The 17,803-nt window shown below is 71.3% G+C and carries 17 protein-coding genes; 11 read left to right on the plus strand and 6 right to left on the minus strand.

The genetic code is table 11. The features are described 5' to 3' along the window. Window positions 1-148: 148 nt before the first annotated feature. The gene (locus KBX26_RS22255; protein ID WP_210866350.1) at window positions 149-1,069 is read left to right on the plus strand and encodes a hydroxymethylglutaryl-CoA lyase; all 921 of its coding nucleotides are present in this window, start codon (window positions 149-151) and stop codon (window positions 1,067-1,069) included. 54 nt (window positions 1,070-1,123) lie between these two features. Here the strand turns inward: KBX26_RS22255 and KBX26_RS22260 are convergent, their stop codons facing one another. Further along, entirely contained in the window at window positions 1,124-1,684 is a 561-nt protein-coding gene (locus tag KBX26_RS22260; RefSeq protein ID WP_210866351.1) for a snapalysin family zinc-dependent metalloprotease, read from the minus strand. A gap of 168 nt (window positions 1,685-1,852) precedes the next feature. Here KBX26_RS22260 and KBX26_RS22265 point away from each other — a divergent pair, with 168 nt between their 5' ends. The 3 genes from KBX26_RS22265 to KBX26_RS22275 all read left to right on the plus strand — a co-directional run bounded on the left by KBX26_RS22265 (window position 1,853) and on the right by KBX26_RS22275 (window position 7,397). Then, complete coding sequence (locus tag KBX26_RS22265) at window positions 1,853-3,385, plus strand: acyl-CoA carboxylase subunit beta (RefSeq protein WP_210866352.1); 1,533 nt, start codon at window positions 1,853-1,855, stop codon at window positions 3,383-3,385. A 78-nt stretch (window positions 3,386-3,463) separates the two neighbouring features. Further along, on the plus strand, window positions 3,464-4,612 hold the full coding sequence (locus KBX26_RS22270) for an acyl-CoA dehydrogenase family protein (protein WP_030331942.1): 1,149 nt from the start codon (window positions 3,464-3,466) through the stop codon (window positions 4,610-4,612). Between the two features lie 133 nt (window positions 4,613-4,745). Continuing rightward, on the plus strand, window positions 4,746-7,397 hold the full coding sequence (locus tag KBX26_RS22275) for a helix-turn-helix domain-containing protein (RefSeq protein ID WP_210859684.1): 2,652 nt from the start codon (window positions 4,746-4,748) through the stop codon (window positions 7,395-7,397). A 236-nt stretch (window positions 7,398-7,633) separates the two neighbouring features. On the opposite strand, the gene KBX26_RS22280 is transcribed toward KBX26_RS22275, so the two are convergent. Next, window positions 7,634-8,152, minus strand: coding sequence for a MarR family winged helix-turn-helix transcriptional regulator (locus KBX26_RS22280; RefSeq protein ID WP_030331945.1), 519 nt, complete (start codon window positions 8,150-8,152; stop codon window positions 7,634-7,636). 99 nt (window positions 8,153-8,251) lie between these two features. Here KBX26_RS22280 and KBX26_RS22285 point away from each other — a divergent pair, with 99 nt between their 5' ends. Beyond that, window positions 8,252-8,833, plus strand: coding sequence for a YceI family protein (locus KBX26_RS22285; protein ID WP_210859682.1), 582 nt, complete (start codon window positions 8,252-8,254; stop codon window positions 8,831-8,833). 312 nt (window positions 8,834-9,145) lie between these two features. Further along, window positions 9,146-10,624, plus strand: coding sequence for a glutamate--cysteine ligase (locus KBX26_RS22290; RefSeq protein WP_210859680.1), 1,479 nt, complete (start codon window positions 9,146-9,148; stop codon window positions 10,622-10,624). 93 nt (window positions 10,625-10,717) lie between these two features. Here KBX26_RS22290 and KBX26_RS22295 read toward each other — a convergent pair whose 3' ends face one another. After that, entirely contained in the window at window positions 10,718-12,214 is a 1,497-nt protein-coding gene (locus tag KBX26_RS22295) for a hypothetical protein (protein WP_210866353.1), read from the minus strand. A 122-nt stretch (window positions 12,215-12,336) separates the two neighbouring features. Between KBX26_RS22295 and KBX26_RS22300 the strand changes: the two genes are divergently transcribed. Both KBX26_RS22300 and KBX26_RS22305 read left to right on the plus strand, forming a co-directional pair. Further along, entirely contained in the window at window positions 12,337-13,023 is a 687-nt protein-coding gene (locus KBX26_RS22300) for a PASTA domain-containing protein (protein WP_210866354.1), read from the plus strand. Window positions 13,024-13,183: 160 nt separating this feature from the next. Continuing rightward, a complete protein-coding gene (locus tag KBX26_RS22305) occupies window positions 13,184-13,870 on the plus strand; it encodes a PASTA domain-containing protein (RefSeq protein ID WP_210866355.1) in 687 nt (228 codons plus the stop codon). A gap of 7 nt (window positions 13,871-13,877) precedes the next feature. Here the strand turns inward: KBX26_RS22305 and KBX26_RS22310 are convergent, their stop codons facing one another. After that, on the minus strand, window positions 13,878-14,339 hold the full coding sequence (locus KBX26_RS22310; protein WP_030331956.1) for a hypothetical protein: 462 nt from the start codon (window positions 14,337-14,339) through the stop codon (window positions 13,878-13,880). 99 nt (window positions 14,340-14,438) lie between these two features. Beyond that, a complete protein-coding gene (locus tag KBX26_RS22315; RefSeq protein WP_030331959.1) occupies window positions 14,439-14,723 on the minus strand; it encodes a hypothetical protein in 285 nt (94 codons plus the stop codon). Window positions 14,724-15,350: 627 nt separating this feature from the next. Here KBX26_RS22315 and KBX26_RS22320 point away from each other — a divergent pair. The 3 genes from KBX26_RS22320 (at window position 15,351) to KBX26_RS22330 (ending at window position 17,041) form a co-directional block, all read left to right on the plus strand. Continuing rightward, a complete protein-coding gene (locus tag KBX26_RS22320; protein WP_030331961.1) occupies window positions 15,351-16,232 on the plus strand; it encodes a helix-turn-helix transcriptional regulator in 882 nt (293 codons plus the stop codon). Continuing rightward, window positions 16,202-16,423 (plus strand): DUF397 domain-containing protein, encoded by a 222-nt coding sequence (locus KBX26_RS22325; protein ID WP_030331962.1) that lies wholly within the window; start codon window positions 16,202-16,204, stop codon window positions 16,421-16,423. Before KBX26_RS22320 ends, KBX26_RS22325 begins: the two co-directional genes overlap by 31 nt. Window positions 16,424-16,642: 219 nt before the next feature. Then, window positions 16,643-17,041, plus strand: coding sequence for a hypothetical protein (locus KBX26_RS22330; RefSeq protein ID WP_030331964.1), 399 nt, complete (start codon window positions 16,643-16,645; stop codon window positions 17,039-17,041). On the opposite strand, the gene KBX26_RS22335 is transcribed toward KBX26_RS22330, so the two are convergent. Further along, on the minus strand, window positions 17,009-17,608 hold the full coding sequence (locus KBX26_RS22335; RefSeq protein ID WP_210866356.1) for a hypothetical protein: 600 nt from the start codon (window positions 17,606-17,608) through the stop codon (window positions 17,009-17,011). The two genes, KBX26_RS22330 and KBX26_RS22335, sit on opposite strands and share 33 nt — an antisense overlap. Window positions 17,609-17,803: the final 195 nt, after the last annotated feature.

Here is a 17,803-nt window from a genome sequence, read left to right on the forward strand (position 1 = left end):
CCCCCACCCCCACCCCCGCCCCGCGCGGTGATCAAGAGGTTTGCGTCAGGATTCGTGCCGAGGATGACGCAAACCTCTTGATCAACAGTGGAGTGGCATGCTGGGGGAACCCCTAAGCACTGCTTTCGTCACAGTGAGGTGACCCCTTATGGCGGACCTGCCGAGTTTCGTCTCGATCCGTGAGGTCGGGCCACGGGACGGGTTGCAGAACGAGGACCCGATCCCGACCGACGCCAAGGTGCGGCTGCTCGACGCCCTCTCCGGCACCGGTGTACGCCGGATCGAGGCGGTGTCGTTCGTGCACCCCAAGGCGATCCCGCAGATGGCGGACGCCGACGAGGTGTGGCGGCGGGCGGTGAAGGCCGACGGGGTGCGCTACTCGGCGCTGGTGCCGAACACCCGGGGCGCGCAGCGGGCCCTCGCCGCCGGGTTCACCGAGATCGAGGTGGTGGTCTCGGCCAGTGACACGCACAACCGGCGCAACGTCAACAGGTCCACCGACGAGTCGCTGGACGACATCGCCGAGCTGATCGACCTGCTGCACGGTGCCTCGGCGCGGGTCGAGGTGATCGTGGCGACCAGCTTCGGCTGCCCGTACGAGGGGGACATCGACCCGCAGCGGGTGGCCGGGATCGTGGACCGGGTGGTCCGCGACGGCGCGGACCGGGTCGCGTTCGGCGACACCACCGGCATGGGCACCCCACGCCGGGTCCGCGAGCTGCTGACCGCGGTACGCGACCGCAACGCGCACGTGCCGGTCCTGCTGCACTTCCACAACACCCGGGGTACGGCGCTGGCCAACCTGTTGACCGCGTTGGAGCTGGGGGTGACCGAGTTCGACGCCAGCGTCGGTGGCCTCGGTGGCTGCCCGTACGCGCCGGGGGCGAGCGGCAACCTGGCCACCGAGGAGGCCGTGCACATGCTGCACGACATGGGCGTCGACACCGGCATCGACCTGCCGGCGCTGATCGAGGTGGCGGAGTTGGCCGAGGAGCTGCTCGGCAAGAAGCTGCCGTCCGGTGTGCTGCGGGCCGGCCCGCGTACCCGGCTGACGCCGCTGCCGAACTGAGGACGCGACGAAGGGGCCGGCGCGGTCGCCGGCCCCTTCCAGGTGCCTGGTCGCTCAGCTCACCGGGGTGAGCGTGCTCGGCCAGCTGTCGCGGAAGATGTCCGCGCTGCGGTCGGTGGCGCTGAACGTGCCGGCGAAGAGGCTGCTGACCCGGCTCGCCTCGGCGCTGCTCGGGTACGGGTTGGTGCAGCTGGTGCCGGCGCTGCCGCCGGACATCAGCAGCGAGCAGTTCCCGTTGTAGTTGTCCGGCAGGCCGAGGATGTGCCCGATCTCGTGGGTCATGATCCGCAGCACGCTGTACTGGGCGGCCTGCTGGGTGTCGATGTAGACCCGGCCGTTGCCGAGGCTGGTCCGCACGGCGTACGAGCCGCCGCCGGTGATCCGGTAGATCCGCAGGTTCGAGCCGCAGTTCGCCGTGAGCGTCAGGTTGACGGTGGCGTTGTTCCAGATCGTGGCGGCCTGGTTGGCGACGCTGGCGTAGCTGCCCGCCTGGCTGGTGTTGTAGCAGATGGTCATGGCGGCGGACGCGGGCGCGGGGTTGGCGACCGTGAGGCCGAGGGTGGTGAGTGCCGTCGCGAGCAACGCGACAGCGAGCCGATTGAGTCGTGAGGTCATCGCTGACTCCAATCCGGGAGGAGGGGTGTCAGGAGCCTAGCGACACTCATTCATGTTATTCAATGTCTTGCTCTCGGCTCGACTGTCTGATTCGCTCGTAGGTCGCCGACAGTCGTGCTCATGCGCTAGCCTAACGATCGTTCAGGTCGTTATGGCGGAGGAGTCGGCGTGACGCTCGACGGTGAGGCACTGGAGCAGCTGCGCAAGCGCGCCCGGTCCGGCGGCGCGGACAAGTACCACGCCGCCAACGCGGCCAAGGGCAAGCTCTTCGCCCGTGAACGGGTCGCGCTCCTGGTCGACGAGGGGTCGTTCGTCGAGGACGGCCTCTACGCCAACGCGCTCGCCGACGGGCTGCCCGCCGACGGCGTGGTGACCGGCACCGCCACGATCGACGGCCGACAGGTCTGCCTGATGGCCAACGACTCCACAGTCAAGGCCGGCAGCTGGGGCGCCCGCACCGTCGAGAAGATCATCCGCATCATCGAGCGCGCGTACGGCGCCGGTGTGCCGATGGTCTACCTGGTCGACTCGGCCGGCGCCCGGATCACCGACCAGGTCGACCTCTTTCCCGGCCGGCGGGGCGCCGGCAAGATCTTCTGGAACCAGGTCCGCGCCTCGGGCTCGATCCCGCAGGTCTGCGCGCTGTTCGGTCCGAGCGCAGCCGGTGGGGCGTACATCCCGGCGTTCTGCGACGTGGTGGCGCTCGTCGACGGCAACGCCAGCATGTATCTCGGCTCCGACCGGATGGTCGAGATGGTCACCGGCGAGAAGACCACCCTGGAGGCGATGGGCGGGGCGAAGGTGCACACCGCCGAATCCGGAGTGGGGCACTTCCTCTGCAAGACCGAGGCCGACGCGCTCGACGTCGTGAAGACCTACCTGTCGTACCTGCCGGCGAACTGGACCCAGCAACCGCCGGCCGCGCCGGCGGTCGCCGCGCCCGCGAAGGCCGACCTGGCCGCGCTGGTGCCGGCCAGTGAGCGGCAGGCGTTCGACATGCGGCGGTACGTCAAGGGTCTGCTCGACGAGGGCTCGTTCTTCGAGATCCAGGCGCTCTGGGCCAAGGAGTTGACCATCGGCTTCGGTCGACTCGACGGCCAGGTCGTCGGCGTGGTCGGCAACAACTCGATGTTCAAGGGCGGCGTGCTCTTCGTCGACTCGGCCGACAAGGCCACCCGGTTCGTGCAGCTCTGCGACGCGTTCAACGTGCCGCTGCTCTTCCTCAGCGACGTACCGGGCTTCATGGTCGGCAGCGCTGTGGAGAAGCAGGGCATCATCCGGCACGGCGCCAAGATGATCACGGCGATCTCCGAGGCGACGGTGCCGAAGATCTGCGTGGTGGTCCGCAAGGCGTACGGCGCCGGCCTCTACGCGATGGCCGGCCCCGGCTTCGAGCCGGACGCGACCATCGCCCTGCCCACCGCGAAGATCGCGGTGATGGGCGCCGAAGCCGCCGTGAACGCGGTCTACGCCAACAAGATCGCCGCCATTGCGGACGAGGACGAGCGGGCCGCGTTCGTCGCCACCAAGCGCGCCGAGTACGAGCAGGACATCGACGTCGTCCGGCTCGCCAGCGAACTGGTGGTGGACGCCATCGTCGAGCCGCACGACCTGCGCACCGAGCTGGTCCGCCGGTTCGCTGCGGCACGCACCAAGGACCGGCACTTCTCCCGCCGTCGGCACGGCGTCACCCCGGTCTGATCATCGACTCGGGCCCGCACAGCGACCCGCCCTCGGCGTCACGAGCGCCGAGGCGGACCGTCCTTACAGGAGGATGAGATGGACTTCCGGCTCACCGACGAACAAGAGGCGCTGCGCGAGAGCGTGCGGGAATTCGCCCGCGAGGTGGTCGCCCCGGTCATCGCCGAGCACTACGAGCAGCACACCTTTCCGTACGAGGTGATCCGGCAGATGGGCAAGATGGGCCTGTTCGGCCTGCCCTTCGACGAGCAGCACGGCGGCATGGGCGGCGACTACTTCGCGCTCTGCCTGGCGCTGGAGGAGTTGGCCCGGGTCGACTCGAGTGTGGCCATCACGCTGGAGGCGGCGGTCTCGTTGGGCGCGATGCCGATCTACCGCTTCGGCACCGAGGAGCAGAAGGCGACCTGGTTGCCCCGGCTGCTCAGCGGTGAGGCGCTGGCCGGCTTCGGTCTCACCGAGCCGGGCACCGGCTCGGACGCCGCCGGCACGCAGACGCGGGCGGTGCTGGACGGCGACGAGTGGGTGATCAACGGGTCGAAGGCGTTCATCACGAACTCCGGGACCGACATCACGGCCATGGTCACTGTCACCGCGGTGACCGGCACGAACCCGGACGGTTCCAAGGAACTGTCGACGATCATCGTGCCGACCGGGACGCCCGGGTTCACCGTGGCCCCCGGCTACTCCAAGGTGGGGTGGACCGCCTCGGACACCCACGAGCTGACCTTCGACGACTGTCGGGTGCCGGCCGCCAACCTGCTCGGCGCTCGGGGTCGGGGGTTCGCGCAGTTCCTGCGGATCCTCGACGAGGGCCGGATCGCCATCGCCGCGCTGGCCGTCGGTCTCGCGCAGGGCTGCGTCGACGAGTCCATCAGGTACGCGAAGGAACGGCACGCCTTCGGTCAGCCGATCGGCGCCAACCAGGCCATCCAGTTCAAGATCGCCGACATGGAGTTGAAGGCGCACACCGCCCGGTTGGCCTACTACGACGCCGCCGCGCGGATGCTGGCCGGCGAGCCGTTCAAGCGGCAGGCCGCCATCGCGAAACTGCACGCCAGCACGATCGCCGTGGACAACGCCCGGGAGGCCACCCAGATCCACGGCGGGTACGGCTTCATGAACGAGTACCCGGTTGCCCGGTTCTGGCGGGACTCCAAGATCCTGGAGATCGGCGAAGGCACCAGCGAGGTGCAGCGCATGATCATCGCTCGGGATCTGGGTCTCTGAGTGGTCCAGCCGAACTGATCAGCCGGTCGTTCTGGACGGGCTGTCCGTACGGCTGTCGGGTTTCGGCGAGCGGGCGTCGGTAGCCCGACGTTCGACTGCCGATGGTCGGAGTCGATCCGTACTCTTCGAGCCCATGACTCCGGATCATGACTGGTCGCGGAGCCCGGCTGGGCGGACCACACTGCCGGAGCTGCTCCGCGGGCATCGACGCGCCGCCGGCCTGACCCAGGCCGAGCTGGCGTCCCGGGCCGGGGTGGGCGTACGGACGGTGCGTGACCTGGAGCGTGGCCGGTCGATCCGGCCGCAGCGCACCACCGTCGAGCTGCTCGCCGGGGCGTTGGCGCTGACCGGCGCCAGCCGGGCGGCGTTCCTGGCCGCGGCCCGCGGCGTCGGTGCCGAGCCGGCCCCACCGGACGTCGCGTCGACGACGTTCGCGGTCAGCGGCAACGCCGCGTCGGCCGCACCCGCCGGCCCGGCGGTCGCGCTCCCGCCGCCGGTCGCGTTGATCGGCCGGGATCGCGACCTCACCGAGCTGGCCGCAATGCTGACCGCCGAGCGAGGGCCCCGGCTGGTGAGCCTCGTCGGGCTGGCCGGCGTCGGCAAGACCGCCCTGGCGACGTCGGTGGCGCACCTGGTGGCCTCCGACCACCCGGGCGGTGTCGCCGGGGTGCTGGTCGGCGAGGGATCGGACGGTCCGGACGTGCTCGCCGCCTCGATGTCAGTACTCGGTGTGGCGCGCCTGTCCGAACTCGTGGCCCGGCTCGCCGGACGGCCGGCGCTGCTGCTGATGGACGCGGTGGAGCACGCCCCGGGACCGGTGGCCGCCACCCTGCACCGGTTGATCGGCGCACTGCCCTCACTGCGGGTCCTGGTGACCGGGCGACACCCGGTCGGGTTGCCCGGTGAGCGGGTCTGGCCGGTCGCGCCGCTCGACGTGCCACCGCCGGAGGCCGAGCACGCCGGACTCGAATCGTGGCCGGCGGTCGCGTTGTTCACCGCCCGGCTCGCTCAGGTGCGCCGGGAGCCGCCCACCCCCGCTGAGCTGCCGGCGCTCGCCGCGTTGGTGCGCCGGTTGGGCGGGCTGCCGTTGGCCATCGAGCTGATGGCCGCCCGGGGTCGGCTCCTCGACCTCACCGAACTGCTCGACCGGTACGGCGACCGGGTGCTCGACCTGGCCACTCCGGTCGACGCCTCCACCCACCCGCGCTGGGACGCACCGGAGGGGCGCACCGGTCGCACGAGCGTGCCCGACAACGGTGCGGGGGGCGCGGTAGCGGTCACCCTGCGGGACGCGGTGGCGTTCAGCTACCGCCTGTTGGCGTCGGACGAGCGGGCCGCGCTGCGGCAGCTGGCCGTCTTCGGCAACCGCTGGTCCGTGGAGTTGGCCGAGGAGATGCTCGCCGACGAGGCCGACCGGGACGGCACCGTGGCGATCGACCCGGTGCCGCTGTTGGACCGCTTCGTCGAGCTGGGGCTGCTGAGCGTACGCGGAACCGGGTCGTTCCGGTTCCGGCTGCTGGACGCGGTCCGTGACTACGCCGTCGAGCAGGCGACCGGTGAGGGCGAGCTGACCTGCATCCGGCGTCGACACGCGGAGGTCATCGCGCGCCTGGTGGCACGGACCGCCAGTGACCTGGTCGGCCCACGGCTGCCCGACGCGGTGCACCGGCTGGACGAGATGAGCAGTGACATCAGCTCGTCCTTGGCCCACGCGGCCACCGACGACCCGTTGACCGCACTGCGGCTGGCGGCCTGCCTGACCCGCTGGTGGCGGTTCCGCGGACGCGATGTCGTCGGGCGGCAGTGGCTGCGGCGGCTGTTGGCGGACCCGCGGACCGGCGACGCCGACCCTCTCCTGCGGGGCTGGGCCGCTCTCGGGGCCGCCCGGCTGGCTGCCGAGCACGGGGCGGGGGCGGAGGAGCTGTCGACGGCCCGCGCGGCGCTGGACACCTTCCGGCGGGCCGGCGACGTCACCGGGGAGTTGGAGGCGCGCAACGTGCTCGGCACCCTGCTGATCTCCGTGGGGAGGCAGGAGGAGGCTCGCGAGCAGGCCGAGGCGCTGCTGCGGTTGGCTGCCCGCAACGGCCGGACCCGGGACCTGGCGGTGGCCCAGAACAGCCTCGCCTGGCACGAGATCCGCGCCGGCGACCTGGCTGCGGCCCGCCGCCGGCTCGCTGCTGTGGACCGGCTCGCCGTCGAGAGCGGGGAGCGGCGACTGCGGGTGCTGGGCTGGGCCAACCGTGCCGAGGTCGCCCGGCTGGAGGGCTGGTACGCGGACGCTGTCGACCGGGGCCAGCGGGCCATCGAGGCCCTGTCCGAGCTGGGTGACCCCGGGCGTCGCCGTCGGGTGCTGGGGACCGTCGGGCTGGCGCTCGCCCAGGACGGGCGGGTCGCGGAGGCGACCGAGGTGCTGGCCGAGTTGCGGGCCGGGGGCGTGGAGTCGTTGCCGGCGCGGCCGACAGTGCCGCGACAACGGTCGGGCGACGCGACGCTGAGGTGGGGTGGGCCGGAGGCCGGGCTGTGCGCGCTGATCGAGGGGAACCTGGCGCTGCACCGGGGTGACCGGGAGTTGGCCGCCGAGTGGTTCGCCGCCGCCAGCGACAACGCGGGGCAGGATCGCCGCGACGTGGTGGAGGCGCTGGTGGGACTGGCCGCGAGCACTGCGGACCCGACGGTGCTCGATCGACTGGACCGGGTCTGCGTGGAGACCGGCATCCGGCTGTTGCCGCAGGAGTCGGGCCTGCTCTACGCGCTGGTCGCCGACCGGGACGGGTCGACTCGCTAGGAGCGACGAACCGGGTGTCCTCGGGAGGATCGCGACGGGAGAGTGGCGCGGGCGAAGAGCCCCCTTTGGTGCTACCCCTCGCTGATCGCCCGCGCCGTCACCCCCCGGTGATCCCCGGTGCAGGAAGCCTGCCACCGATGCGATGGCAGAAAGTCGGCTTGGACCGAATCCTCCAGCTTGGCTGGGTCAGTTCTGCCGGTCTTTCTGCCGCCGTGCAATGGCGGTGACAGTGCTTCTCACTGTCGTCGGGCGGCGCTGTCGGCGTCGGCGCGCTGCTCCGGGTCGACGTCGTCACTGCCGGCGGTGGCGCACGGATGCGCGGCGTCGCGGACCCGTCGCAACCCGTCGAGGAGGGCCGCCAGCGCCTCGGGGTCGAGTTGCCCGGTGAACCACTGTTCGATTATCTGCAGGTGGCCGGGCAGCGTCTCGTTCAGGCGTTGCATCCCGGCGGCGGTGACCACCGCGTACGAGCTGCGCCGGTCGTTCGGGCAGGCCCGGCGGGTGAGCAGCCCGTCGCGCTCCATGCGGTCCACCACCCGGGTCACTCCGCTGGTCGACAGGGAGGTCTGGGCGGCGAGGTCGGTCATCCGTAGTTGGTTGCCGGGCGAGCGGGCGAGTCGGGTGATGACCTCGAACTCGACCGCGGAGAGGCCGTGCTCCTCCAGCTGGGCGGTGAACCGGGCGGACAGCCCGGCGTGTGCCTCGAAGAGCAGGCCGACGGCGGTGATCCGGGGATCGTCGAAGACGTTGGTCACCCGTTCATCATACCAGTGCTTGACACGGGGAATATTGTTGCGGTTATAGTTGCTCACGCAGTCGTTGGGCTATTAAACAATCTCCTGGAGGACAGCAGCATGACCAGCAGCATCGATGCGGTTACCCGCGACTGGGACGGCCTCACCATCCCGGCGGCCGGCACCTACGCGCTCGACGTGGCGCACAAGCGGGTCGGCTTCGTTGCCCGGCACATGATGGTGAGCAAGGTTCGCGGTGAGTTCAACGAGGCGACCGCCACCATCACCGTTGCCGAGGACCCGCTGCAGTCGTCGGTCGTCGCCACCATTCAGGCCGCCAGCGTCGACACCACCCAGGCCGACCGGGACGCGCACCTGCGCAGCGCCGAGTTCCTGGACGCCGACAAGTTCCCGACGCTCGAGTTCCGCAGCACCGGGGTCAAGTCCCGTCGCGGCAGCGAGTTCGTGCTCACCGGTGAGCTGACCATCAAGGACGTCACCCGTCCGGTCGAGCTGGAGGTGGAGTTCGAGGGTGTCGGCCGCAGCCCGTTCGGCCAGGACATCTTCGGCTTTTCCGCGAGCACCGAGATCGACCGCGAGGAGTTCGGCCTGACCTGGAACGTCGCCCTGGAGACCGGGGGCGTGCTGGTCAGCCGCAAGATCAAGATTGAGATCGAGGGCGAGGCCGTCCGTCAGGCCTGATCCCTCGGGGATCGCCGGAGGGTCAGGGGCATCCTCCCGGGTGATCCGGCACGCAGGGCCCGCGCCGTACGTCGGCGCGGGCCCTGCGTCGTCTCCGCTCGTGGTAATTGTCACGAGTTGATCGCACCGCCACCGGGTCCTGCAGGGCGACGACGGGGTACAGATGGCGCCACGAGCGCGTCCGCGCCGGTCGACGCCGGATCACCGGCGTCGGCCTCTGGCCCCGGTCAGGTGGGCGCTCTTACCGTGGATGCTTCACAAAGCGCTTCCGGGACGGCAGGATCCCGACCGCGCCGGCCGTCGGGAGGACACATGGGCAGGGACGTCTCAGAGGGCGCCTTCACCCGGGATGATCGCGTCCGGTATCGGCAGAAGGTGCGGCGGTGCCTGGACGTCTTCGCCCTGATGCTCGACGACTTCGGCTTCGACGCGGACCGGCCGATGACCGGCCTGGAGATCGAACTCAACCTGGTCGACTCGGCCGCCGAGCCCGCGATGCGCAACGAGGAGATCCTCGCCGACATCGCCGACCCCCTCTTCCAGACCGAACTGGGGCAGTTCAACCTCGAACTCAACGCCGAACCCCGACTGATCGAGGGCACCGGCTTCGCCGACTACGAGAACGACCTGCGCGGCAGCCTCTCCCGGGCCGACGAGCGCGCCGCCAGATCCGACGCGAAGATCGTCCTGGTCGGCATCCTGCCCACCCTCACCGAGGGGCACCTGGTCGAGGACAACCTCTCCACCAACGAGCGTTACCGCGTGCTCAACGACCAGATCGTCGGCGCCCGTGGCGAGGACATCGAACTGGACATTCGCGGCGTCGAGCAGTTGCGGACGCACACCGACTCGATCGCCCCCGAGGCCGCCTGCACGAGCCTCCAGTTCCACCTCCAGGTCGCCCCGGACAGCTTCGCCGACTACTGGAACGCGTCCCAGGCCATCGCCGGTGTGCAGGTGGCGGTCGGCGCGAACAGCCCCTTCCTGTACGGCCGCCAACTGTGGGCCGAAACCCGGATCGCCCTGTTCCAGCAGGCCACCGACACGCGCCCGGACGAACTGAAGGCCCAGGGCGTACGACCCCGGGTGTGGTTCGGCGAACGGTGGATCACCTCGATCTTCGACCTCTTCGAGGAGAACGTCAGGTACTTCCCGCCGCTGCTGCCGATCTGCGAGGACGAGGACCCGGTGGAGGTGCTGCACGCCGGCGGTGTGCCACAGCTCGGCGAGTTGCGGCTGCACAACGGCACTGTCTACCGGTGGAACCGGCCGGTCTACGACATCATGAACGGCCGCCCGCACCTGCGGGTGGAGAACCGGGTGCTGCCGGCTGGTCCGACGGTGGTGGACATGCTGGCCAACGCGGCCTTCTACTTCGGGCTGGTACGCGGTCTGGCGGAGGCCGACCGGCCGATCTGGAGTCAACTCACCTTCAGCTCGGCCGAGGAGAACTTCCACGCCGCCGCCCGACGTGGCCTCGACGCCGTGCTGCACTGGCCCGGGCTCGGCGACGTGCCGGTCACCAAGCTGGTCCTGGACCAGCTGCTGCCCACCGCCGCCGCCGGCCTGGACGGGTTCGGTGTCGCCGCGGCGCAGCGGGACCGTCTGCTCGGCATCATCGAGCAGCGCTGCCGTACCGGCCGCAACGGCGCCGTCTGGCAGACCGAGGCGGTCTGGGCGGCGGAACGGCACCATGGCATGGACCGGACAGCTGCCCTGCACCACATGGTCCAGCGCTACGCCGAACTCCAGCGCACCAACCAACCCGTCCACACCTGGCCAACCCCCTAACCCCCGTGCGGGTTGATCATCAAGTTATTGCCACCTCGCCCGGCGTGTCATGGCAAAAACTTCATGATCAATGGAAGGGGTCGATGGGTGGGCTTAGGTGGGGGGTTGGCGGCGGGGTGGTCGGGAGCGGCGGGGGCTGGGGGTCGGGACTGCTGCTTCGGTGCTGGGGCGGGCCGGGTCGATGTCGTCCGGGTTGGTTCGCGGGGCGGGGACCTGCGGTACGGCGGTCGCCTCGCCGGGCAGCGAGCCTGAGCCGGGCAGCGAATCCGTGCGGGGCGTCTGCGTTGAGGTGTCGGGCTTCCGGCGCCGGGCAGCGGTTCCGGCCGTCGAACCGGAGGCCGTCGACCCGGAGGCCGTCGACCCGGAGGCCGCCGACCCGGAGGCCGCCGGGCCGGGACCGGTGTCGGTGACCACTGCCGGGTCGGCCAGCGTGCCCTGAGCGACCGGGGCCGGGTCGGTGACCGTGCCCTGAGCTGCCGGAATCCGGTCGGCCCGACTCTGTTCGGCCGGGTGGCGCCGCTCGGTCGGGTGGTGTCGCTCGGCCCGCTCGCCGAGGCGGGCGGCCAGCACCGAGCCGCCGATACCGGCGATCACCGCGTACGGGGCGATCAGCTGGGTGGAGAGCTGCGCGGGGCCGAGCGTGGACCAGTGCGGCAGTGTGGTCAGGTAGGCGAGTGCGACGAGCATCGGACCGGCCGCGCCGGAGGCCGCCGCACCCACCCGGTGCCCACCCGAGCGGGCGGACCGACGGGCGGCCAGCACCCCGATCAGCAGCGCGGGCACCAGGGCCAGCAGGGCGCCCGGCCAGTAGATCTGCCCCCCGATCCAGTACCGGGCGTGGTCCGGGTCGAACTGCCAGGTGCCGAGTTGCGCGCCGGTCAGCCCTCGTCCGACGCGTACCCCGTCGATCACCGAGATCACCGCGAGCAGCCAGAGCCAGGCTGCCGTCGCTGTCACGTTGACGGCGGCGGCTCGGGAGCGCAGCGCCCAGATCGCGACGAGGACGCCGATCAGGATGCCCAGTGTTGCCTGAACGGCGGCCGTCCGTTGCGGCGCGCCGGTGTCCGCGCCGGTCGCGACCCGCGCGGGTACGGCGATCAACAGCACCGTGACCAGCCCGCCCAACCCGGCACCGAGCGCCAGGGCCACCCGCCGCAGCAGGCCCCCGCGGTCGCGCTCCGGCGACTCGGCCACCGGCGGTGGTGTGCTCGTCACCCCGGCCGGGGCGGCCCCGGCTGTCGGTGGACGCGCGTCGACCGAGGGCTCGTGTTCCGGCTCTCGGTCACCGGGCGGCGTGCCGTCGTGGCGGTCCGCATCGTCGGTAGCGGTCTGCGCAGAGATCGCGGTCTTCGCCGGAGCGGTGCGTTGGTGGAGCCGCTGCGCGCAGACCGCGCCGAGGACCGTCGAGCTGGCGGCGAGCCAGGTCGCCCAGGCGAGCCCGTCCGCCCAGGCGGTGTCGGTAGCAGCGGCATCGGTGGGCGTCCAGGTGATGACGCCGAGCCCGTAGCCGAAGCCCAGTTGTGCGGCACCCGCGCCGGCAGCGACCCCGATCGCCGTCGCGATCGACACTCCCCAGCCCTGTCTGGCCATGCCGGGCAGCGTAACGTCCCGTCGTCGGCGCGGCGAGTCGCAACGACCCGCCGGTGTGGGACGCCGGCGCGGCGGATTGGGCGGCGGGCGGTACGGTCGCCGGTGATGAGGCGGTGGGCGTTATGACGGACACGAACCCGGGTCGGCAGAATGCCGCCGGTGGCGGTGCGGGCCGGGCCAGCGTCGTGCTCGGTGGCGGGTTGGCGGCGGTGCTGCTCGCCGCGATCGGTGCGACAGGTGGCTGGTTGCTGGCCGGCGAGGACGAGACACCCTCCGGTGATCCGCTGGCCGTTGCGACCACGTCGGGTGCGCCGACCGGCCGGACCACCGCACCGCGACCGAGCAGCGGACGGCCGACACCGTCGGCGGTCCAGACCTCCGCCACCGCGACCAAGGGTGCCGGTCTGACCGTGCCCCCGGTGATCGGCGCCGACTTCGAGCAGGCCCGGGAGACGCTGCGCAAGCAGCGGTTGGGTTGGCGGTTGGTCTTCGGTGGCGGCGTCGGTCGTACGGTCGAGAGCACCACACCGGAGGTGGGCACCGAGGTCGCCCGGGGGACGACAGTGCAACTACAGGTCGCCGGGCCGGCGCCGGCCGCCGAGGTGCCGGACGTGGTCGGCGAGAGCTGCGCGGACGCCGCCGACGAGTTGGTCGACGAGGGCCTGTACCCGCGCTACGTCACCGGACGCAGCGGGAAGGTCAGTCGGCAGGAGCCCACCGAGGATGGCTCGGCCCGGTGGAACGACCAGGTCAGCATCTGGTGTGGCGCGGACTCCGTCGAGCAACCGACCACGAAACCCACGCCCTGACGCCTGGCCGGCGGGTCCCGCTTCCCGGTGGGTGCCCGCCGCTCGGCCTCGTCGACAGCCGGCGCGGCTCGGCACGCTGATCCCCGCCGATGGCGGTGTGGACGACTAGGTTGGCGGTCGAGGGCCGTGACGCCCGTCCGGGTTCGGGAAGGGACGTGCGATGAGCGACGACCGCCAGGAGCCTCCCGTCGGTGACGACGACGACTTGACCCGTCCCCTGCCCGCCGACGCTGACCGGCCGGGCCCGCCGGCCGACCAGACGGCGCCGATACCCCCGCCGTGGTCCGGGCGGGCGGAGGTGCGCTCGCCCCGACCCGATGACTCCGCCGGAGAGTGGTACGTCGAGGAGCAGGGTGGTCGGCGGTGGTGGTCGCCGATCCTCTGGGGCGTCCTGGCGCTGCTGCTCGCCGGCCTGATCGGAGGCGCGCTCTGGTTGGTGCGTTCCCCGCAGGATGACGACCGGGACGATCCGGGGTCCACCCCGTCACTGCCGCCGACCAGCGCCACCAGCGCCCCTGCGACCAGCGCGGCCCCCACCTCGGCGGCACCCACCAGCGAGTCCCCGAGCAGCCCGGCCACCACGGACGCGCCGGACGAGGTGCCGGTGCCACCGCTCACCGGCCTGCCGCAGGCCACCGCCGAAGGGCTGTTGGATCGGCTCGGCCTGGCCCACCGGGTGGTGTTCCGCCCGTCGGAGTTGCCGGCGGGGACGGTGGTGGGCACCGAGCCGGGGGCGGGCGAGTCGGTGTCGACCGACGATGAGGTGTTGTTGATCGTCTCGCAGGCCGAGCCTCCGAGCGGGACGACCCCGACCACACCCAGCCCCACTGTGACGCGTACGCCGTGACCGCTTGTCACCACATCCGGCGGCGGGTGCCGACGAGGCCGATGCCGGCCAGCGAGATGGCCAGGCCGAAGATGCCGGACCAGAACAGCGAGCGGCGGATCTCTTCGGCGTCGTGTCCGGCCGGAGCTGCTTCGGTGAGCTCCTGACGGTTGTCGGACTGGCCGCCGGCACCCAGGCCGGATACCGCCCCGGTCGGGTCGGCACCGCCGTAGTGGTCGGCCGGCGCGTGGGTGTCGATCCAGCCCGGTTCCTCGTCGACCGACTGACCGTCGTCAGTCGGCGGGTCGGAGTCGAGCACGGTGATCTCCGGTGCGGGCACCGGTGTGGTCAGCCGGGTGGACGACATCGCCGGGTCGCGGACGAGGACCAGCAGTGTCGCCATCGCCCCGAAGAGGGCGAGGAGTCCGATGGCATAGGCGATACGGGAGCGGTGGTGCCGCCGCAGGGCGGGCTGATTGACCATGACCATCCCAGGGTCAGGGTCCTGGACGAGCGGGTGGAACGGTGCCGGGGTGGGCGTACCTGATTCTATGGCGACGGCACGCCCACCGGCGGCGGATCTGCTCGGTCAGCCCACCCGGACCGGGGTGCGCGCGACCGGGCGGCGGGTCCGCACGGTGTGCGGACGGGGTTCGGGGGCGGCGTGCAGCTGCTGCAGCCCTTCCCGCTGGACGAAGATCGACCGTCGGGTGACCGCGTCACCCGCCGCGTTCAACTCGTAGCCGTCGAGCCAGAGCCAGCCGTCATAGGTCGGCCAGTCGAGCACCCGGATCACCCGGAACTTGATCGGCCTGAGGAACTGGACACTCGCCGCGCGAGTCACGTGCAGTACGTCACCGGTGCGGGGAAGCACATGGGCTCCTGGGGAGGATCGGCCGGCGGCTGCGCCGGCGGTGCCTGAACGGGGGACGTCTCGGCCGGTGACGGGGTCGTGCCTCGTGAACCGGTGGTGCGGATGGCGGTGGTCGGGCCGTACCCCGCTGGTGACGTGCCGCCACCCGACCACCACCCGGTTGCTTCCGGGAACCGCGCCCGCCGCCGCAGCTTGCCGGCTTGCAGCGGCGGGGTCATTACCCCGGAGCAGGTCTCGTTGTCGTCGGCCGGACCCGCGTCGGGCTCGGCGCCCCCGGATCGGTGGGGTCACCACTGGGAGGGACCGAACGGGGACGCTGAGTGATCCGTGCCATACGGACAGAGTGCATCAGGGACGTGCTTCATGCAAGTTGCACGTCGACTTTTGCCGATACGTGAGCGTGTCGCGCGAAAGGCCTATTGAAGCCATCCGCATCCGGGCGGCACACTGAGGGCCGGTTTCGCCCGTCGCGGCCGGCCGAGGACCGGCACCACTCCCCTCCGTCGCGAACGCTCGCCGGTCGACGATCGCGCCCCCGGCGGGTGTCACCCAGTGGCGCGTTACCGGAGGTAGCCCGAGTGGGGTCGAGCAGCCAGCGGCGGGGACCAGTGAGTCACGGGTCGCGCGATGAGTGAGCGGCGCAGTCCCACCATCAGACGGCGGCGGCTCGGGGCCGAGCTGCGCCGCCAGCGGGAGTCCGCCGGAATCACCATCGAGGTGGTCGCCGAACAGTTGGAGTGCTCGGCGTCGAAGGTCTCCCGGATCGAGACCGGGCACACCACGGCCACCCCTCGCGACGTGCGGGACATGCTGCGGATCTACGGCGTGGTCGGCGCCGAGAGCGACGAGCTGGTGCAGATCGCCCGGGAGGCCCGCCAGAAGGGTTGGTGGCACCCGTACAGCACGGTGCTCGTCGGCGCGTACGTCGGGCTGGAGGCGGCCGCGAGTTCGATCCGGGCGTACGAACAGCAGGTCGTTCCGGGCCTTCTGGAGACCGAGGAGTACGCCGGTGCCATGATCCGCGCCGCTCGTCCGGACTTCACCGCCGATCAGGTGCACCAGAGAGTGCGTGTCCGTCTGGGCCGTCAGTCGTTATTGACCCAGGACGATCCGGTCGATCTGTGGGTGGTGCTCGATGAGGCGGTGGTAAGTCGGCCGGTGGGCGGGGACGAGGTGATGCGCGGCCAACTCAGACGGTTGGTCGAGGTGGCCGAGTTGCCGAACGTGACGCTGCAGATCCTGCCCTTCGAGGTGGGTGCGCACGCCGGCATGGACGGCACGTTCACGATCCTCAGCTTCCCTGAGCCCGGTGATCCGGATGTTGTGTACGCGGAGAACGCCACGGGTGGGCTCTTCCTCGAGAAGAGCGACGAACTACAGAAGTACAGCTTCATCTTCGATCACATCCGCGCTGCGGCCATACGTCCGGAGGAGTCCGTCGCACACATCGCAAAACTGGCAGAGGAGCCGTTGTGGAAATGGCGACCAAAAGGTTCCCGGTGGACCTGACGCAGGCAGCGTGGTTCAAGAGCTCGAAGAGCGGGCCGAACTGTGACAACTGCGTGGAGGTGGCGTACGTGACGGGGGCGGTCGGAGTGCGGGACTCGAAGGACAAGGCGGGCCCCGCCCTGGTCTTCGCGCCGGGCGACTGGCACGCCTTCGTCGCCGGCACCCGCGGTGGTGTGTTCGGCGTGGTCTGACCGAGTGGTCAGTGAAGTCCCCGTCCGGTTCGCCGGACGGGGACTTCACCGTGTCCGTCCCCGGTAGGTACGGCGGACGGTCGCGGGTCCCGACGGTGGCCGGCGAGGTTCCGTCGGGATTCCCGTCGCCACAGCGCCCCCGTCTCGTTGAACCGGTCGGTACGGCGCTGGTCGACGACCCGCCGCACCGACCCGCAACCGAGCGAGTAGGCGAGACGGATGACGACGATCGGTTCAGAAAATCTCACCAACGGCCCGGCGAAGCCGGAGCGGTTCGGTGGCAAGTACCGCGGCGCTCGTCGGGACACGGTTCTGACCGAGGTGGTCTCGACCGACCAGGAGTTGACCGGGCGGGAGGGCGCCGCCGAGACGACGGATCCCCCGCTCTCGCTGCCCTCACTGGACCCGAACCCGCTGATCGAGCCGTCGTTCCCACCGAGCGGCTGGCCGGTGGAGCCGCCCCAGTCCCTGGCTGACCACCCGTTGCTGCGTGGCCTGCTGATGGAGTTGCCGCCGAAGGGCACCGTGCCCTCGCAGGACTGGCTGGATCGCTGGTTCGAGGCGACCAGGTCGATCCTGGAGTTGCTATACGTGCAGAGCGCCAGCCGCCCGCGCTGACCGTGCGACGGCCGGCCGGGCCCGCTCGGCGAGGCGGTTGTGCCGCAGCGCGTGCCGGACCCCGATGGCGATCACCGCGACCGCGCCGACGGTGATCGCCGGTCCGGTGACCCCGGGGTCGGCGCCGAGGTCGGTGCCGGCCGCCGCGACCAACGCCGGCACGGTGGCCAGGGCGGTGACCTGTAGTGGCAGCCCGACCAGCGGGTGGGCCGCCGCGGCGCGCAGCCCGTGCGGCGCGGGGGTGGCGGGGGCGCTGGCGAACGCGCCGGCACCGGCACGCAGCCGGCGGATCCGTCGTACGGAGCAGACCGTCGCCACGAGCGCCGGGCCGGCGGCGAGGGTGAGCCCGGCGGCGGCCCGGTCGACCGGCGCGGTGCCCGCGCTGAACAGGCCGCCGCCGAGCACGGCCGCGGTGAGCGTCGCGCCGGTGAGGGCGAGCACCAGCAACCATCCGGTACGCCGGCGCAGCACGCGGGTGTTGCGCAGCCGGGGCAGGCCGTCGGCAACGATGCCGGCGGCCAGCCAGACGGCGGCGACCGGGATCAGGATGGTGAGCTGACTCTCCATGCTCGAGAGTCTTTCCCGAATCTCGGCGAGGCGAATCCGGGCCGGTCCCCCGTTCGTCCCGGACGCCGGGCCCGTAGGGGGTCATCACTCGAAGGTTATGGACGTTCCGACATGTTTAATTGCCCCGCTGCTGATCTACCCTCAGCTCAATCGGCGACTGTCGATTGATGTTGGGACCGGTGGTCACGTTCCGCC

Origin of the sequence: Micromonospora sp. C97, from assembly GCF_018070385.1 — a bacterium.
GTDB lineage: Bacteria > Actinomycetota > Actinomycetes > Mycobacteriales > Micromonosporaceae > Micromonospora > Micromonospora parva.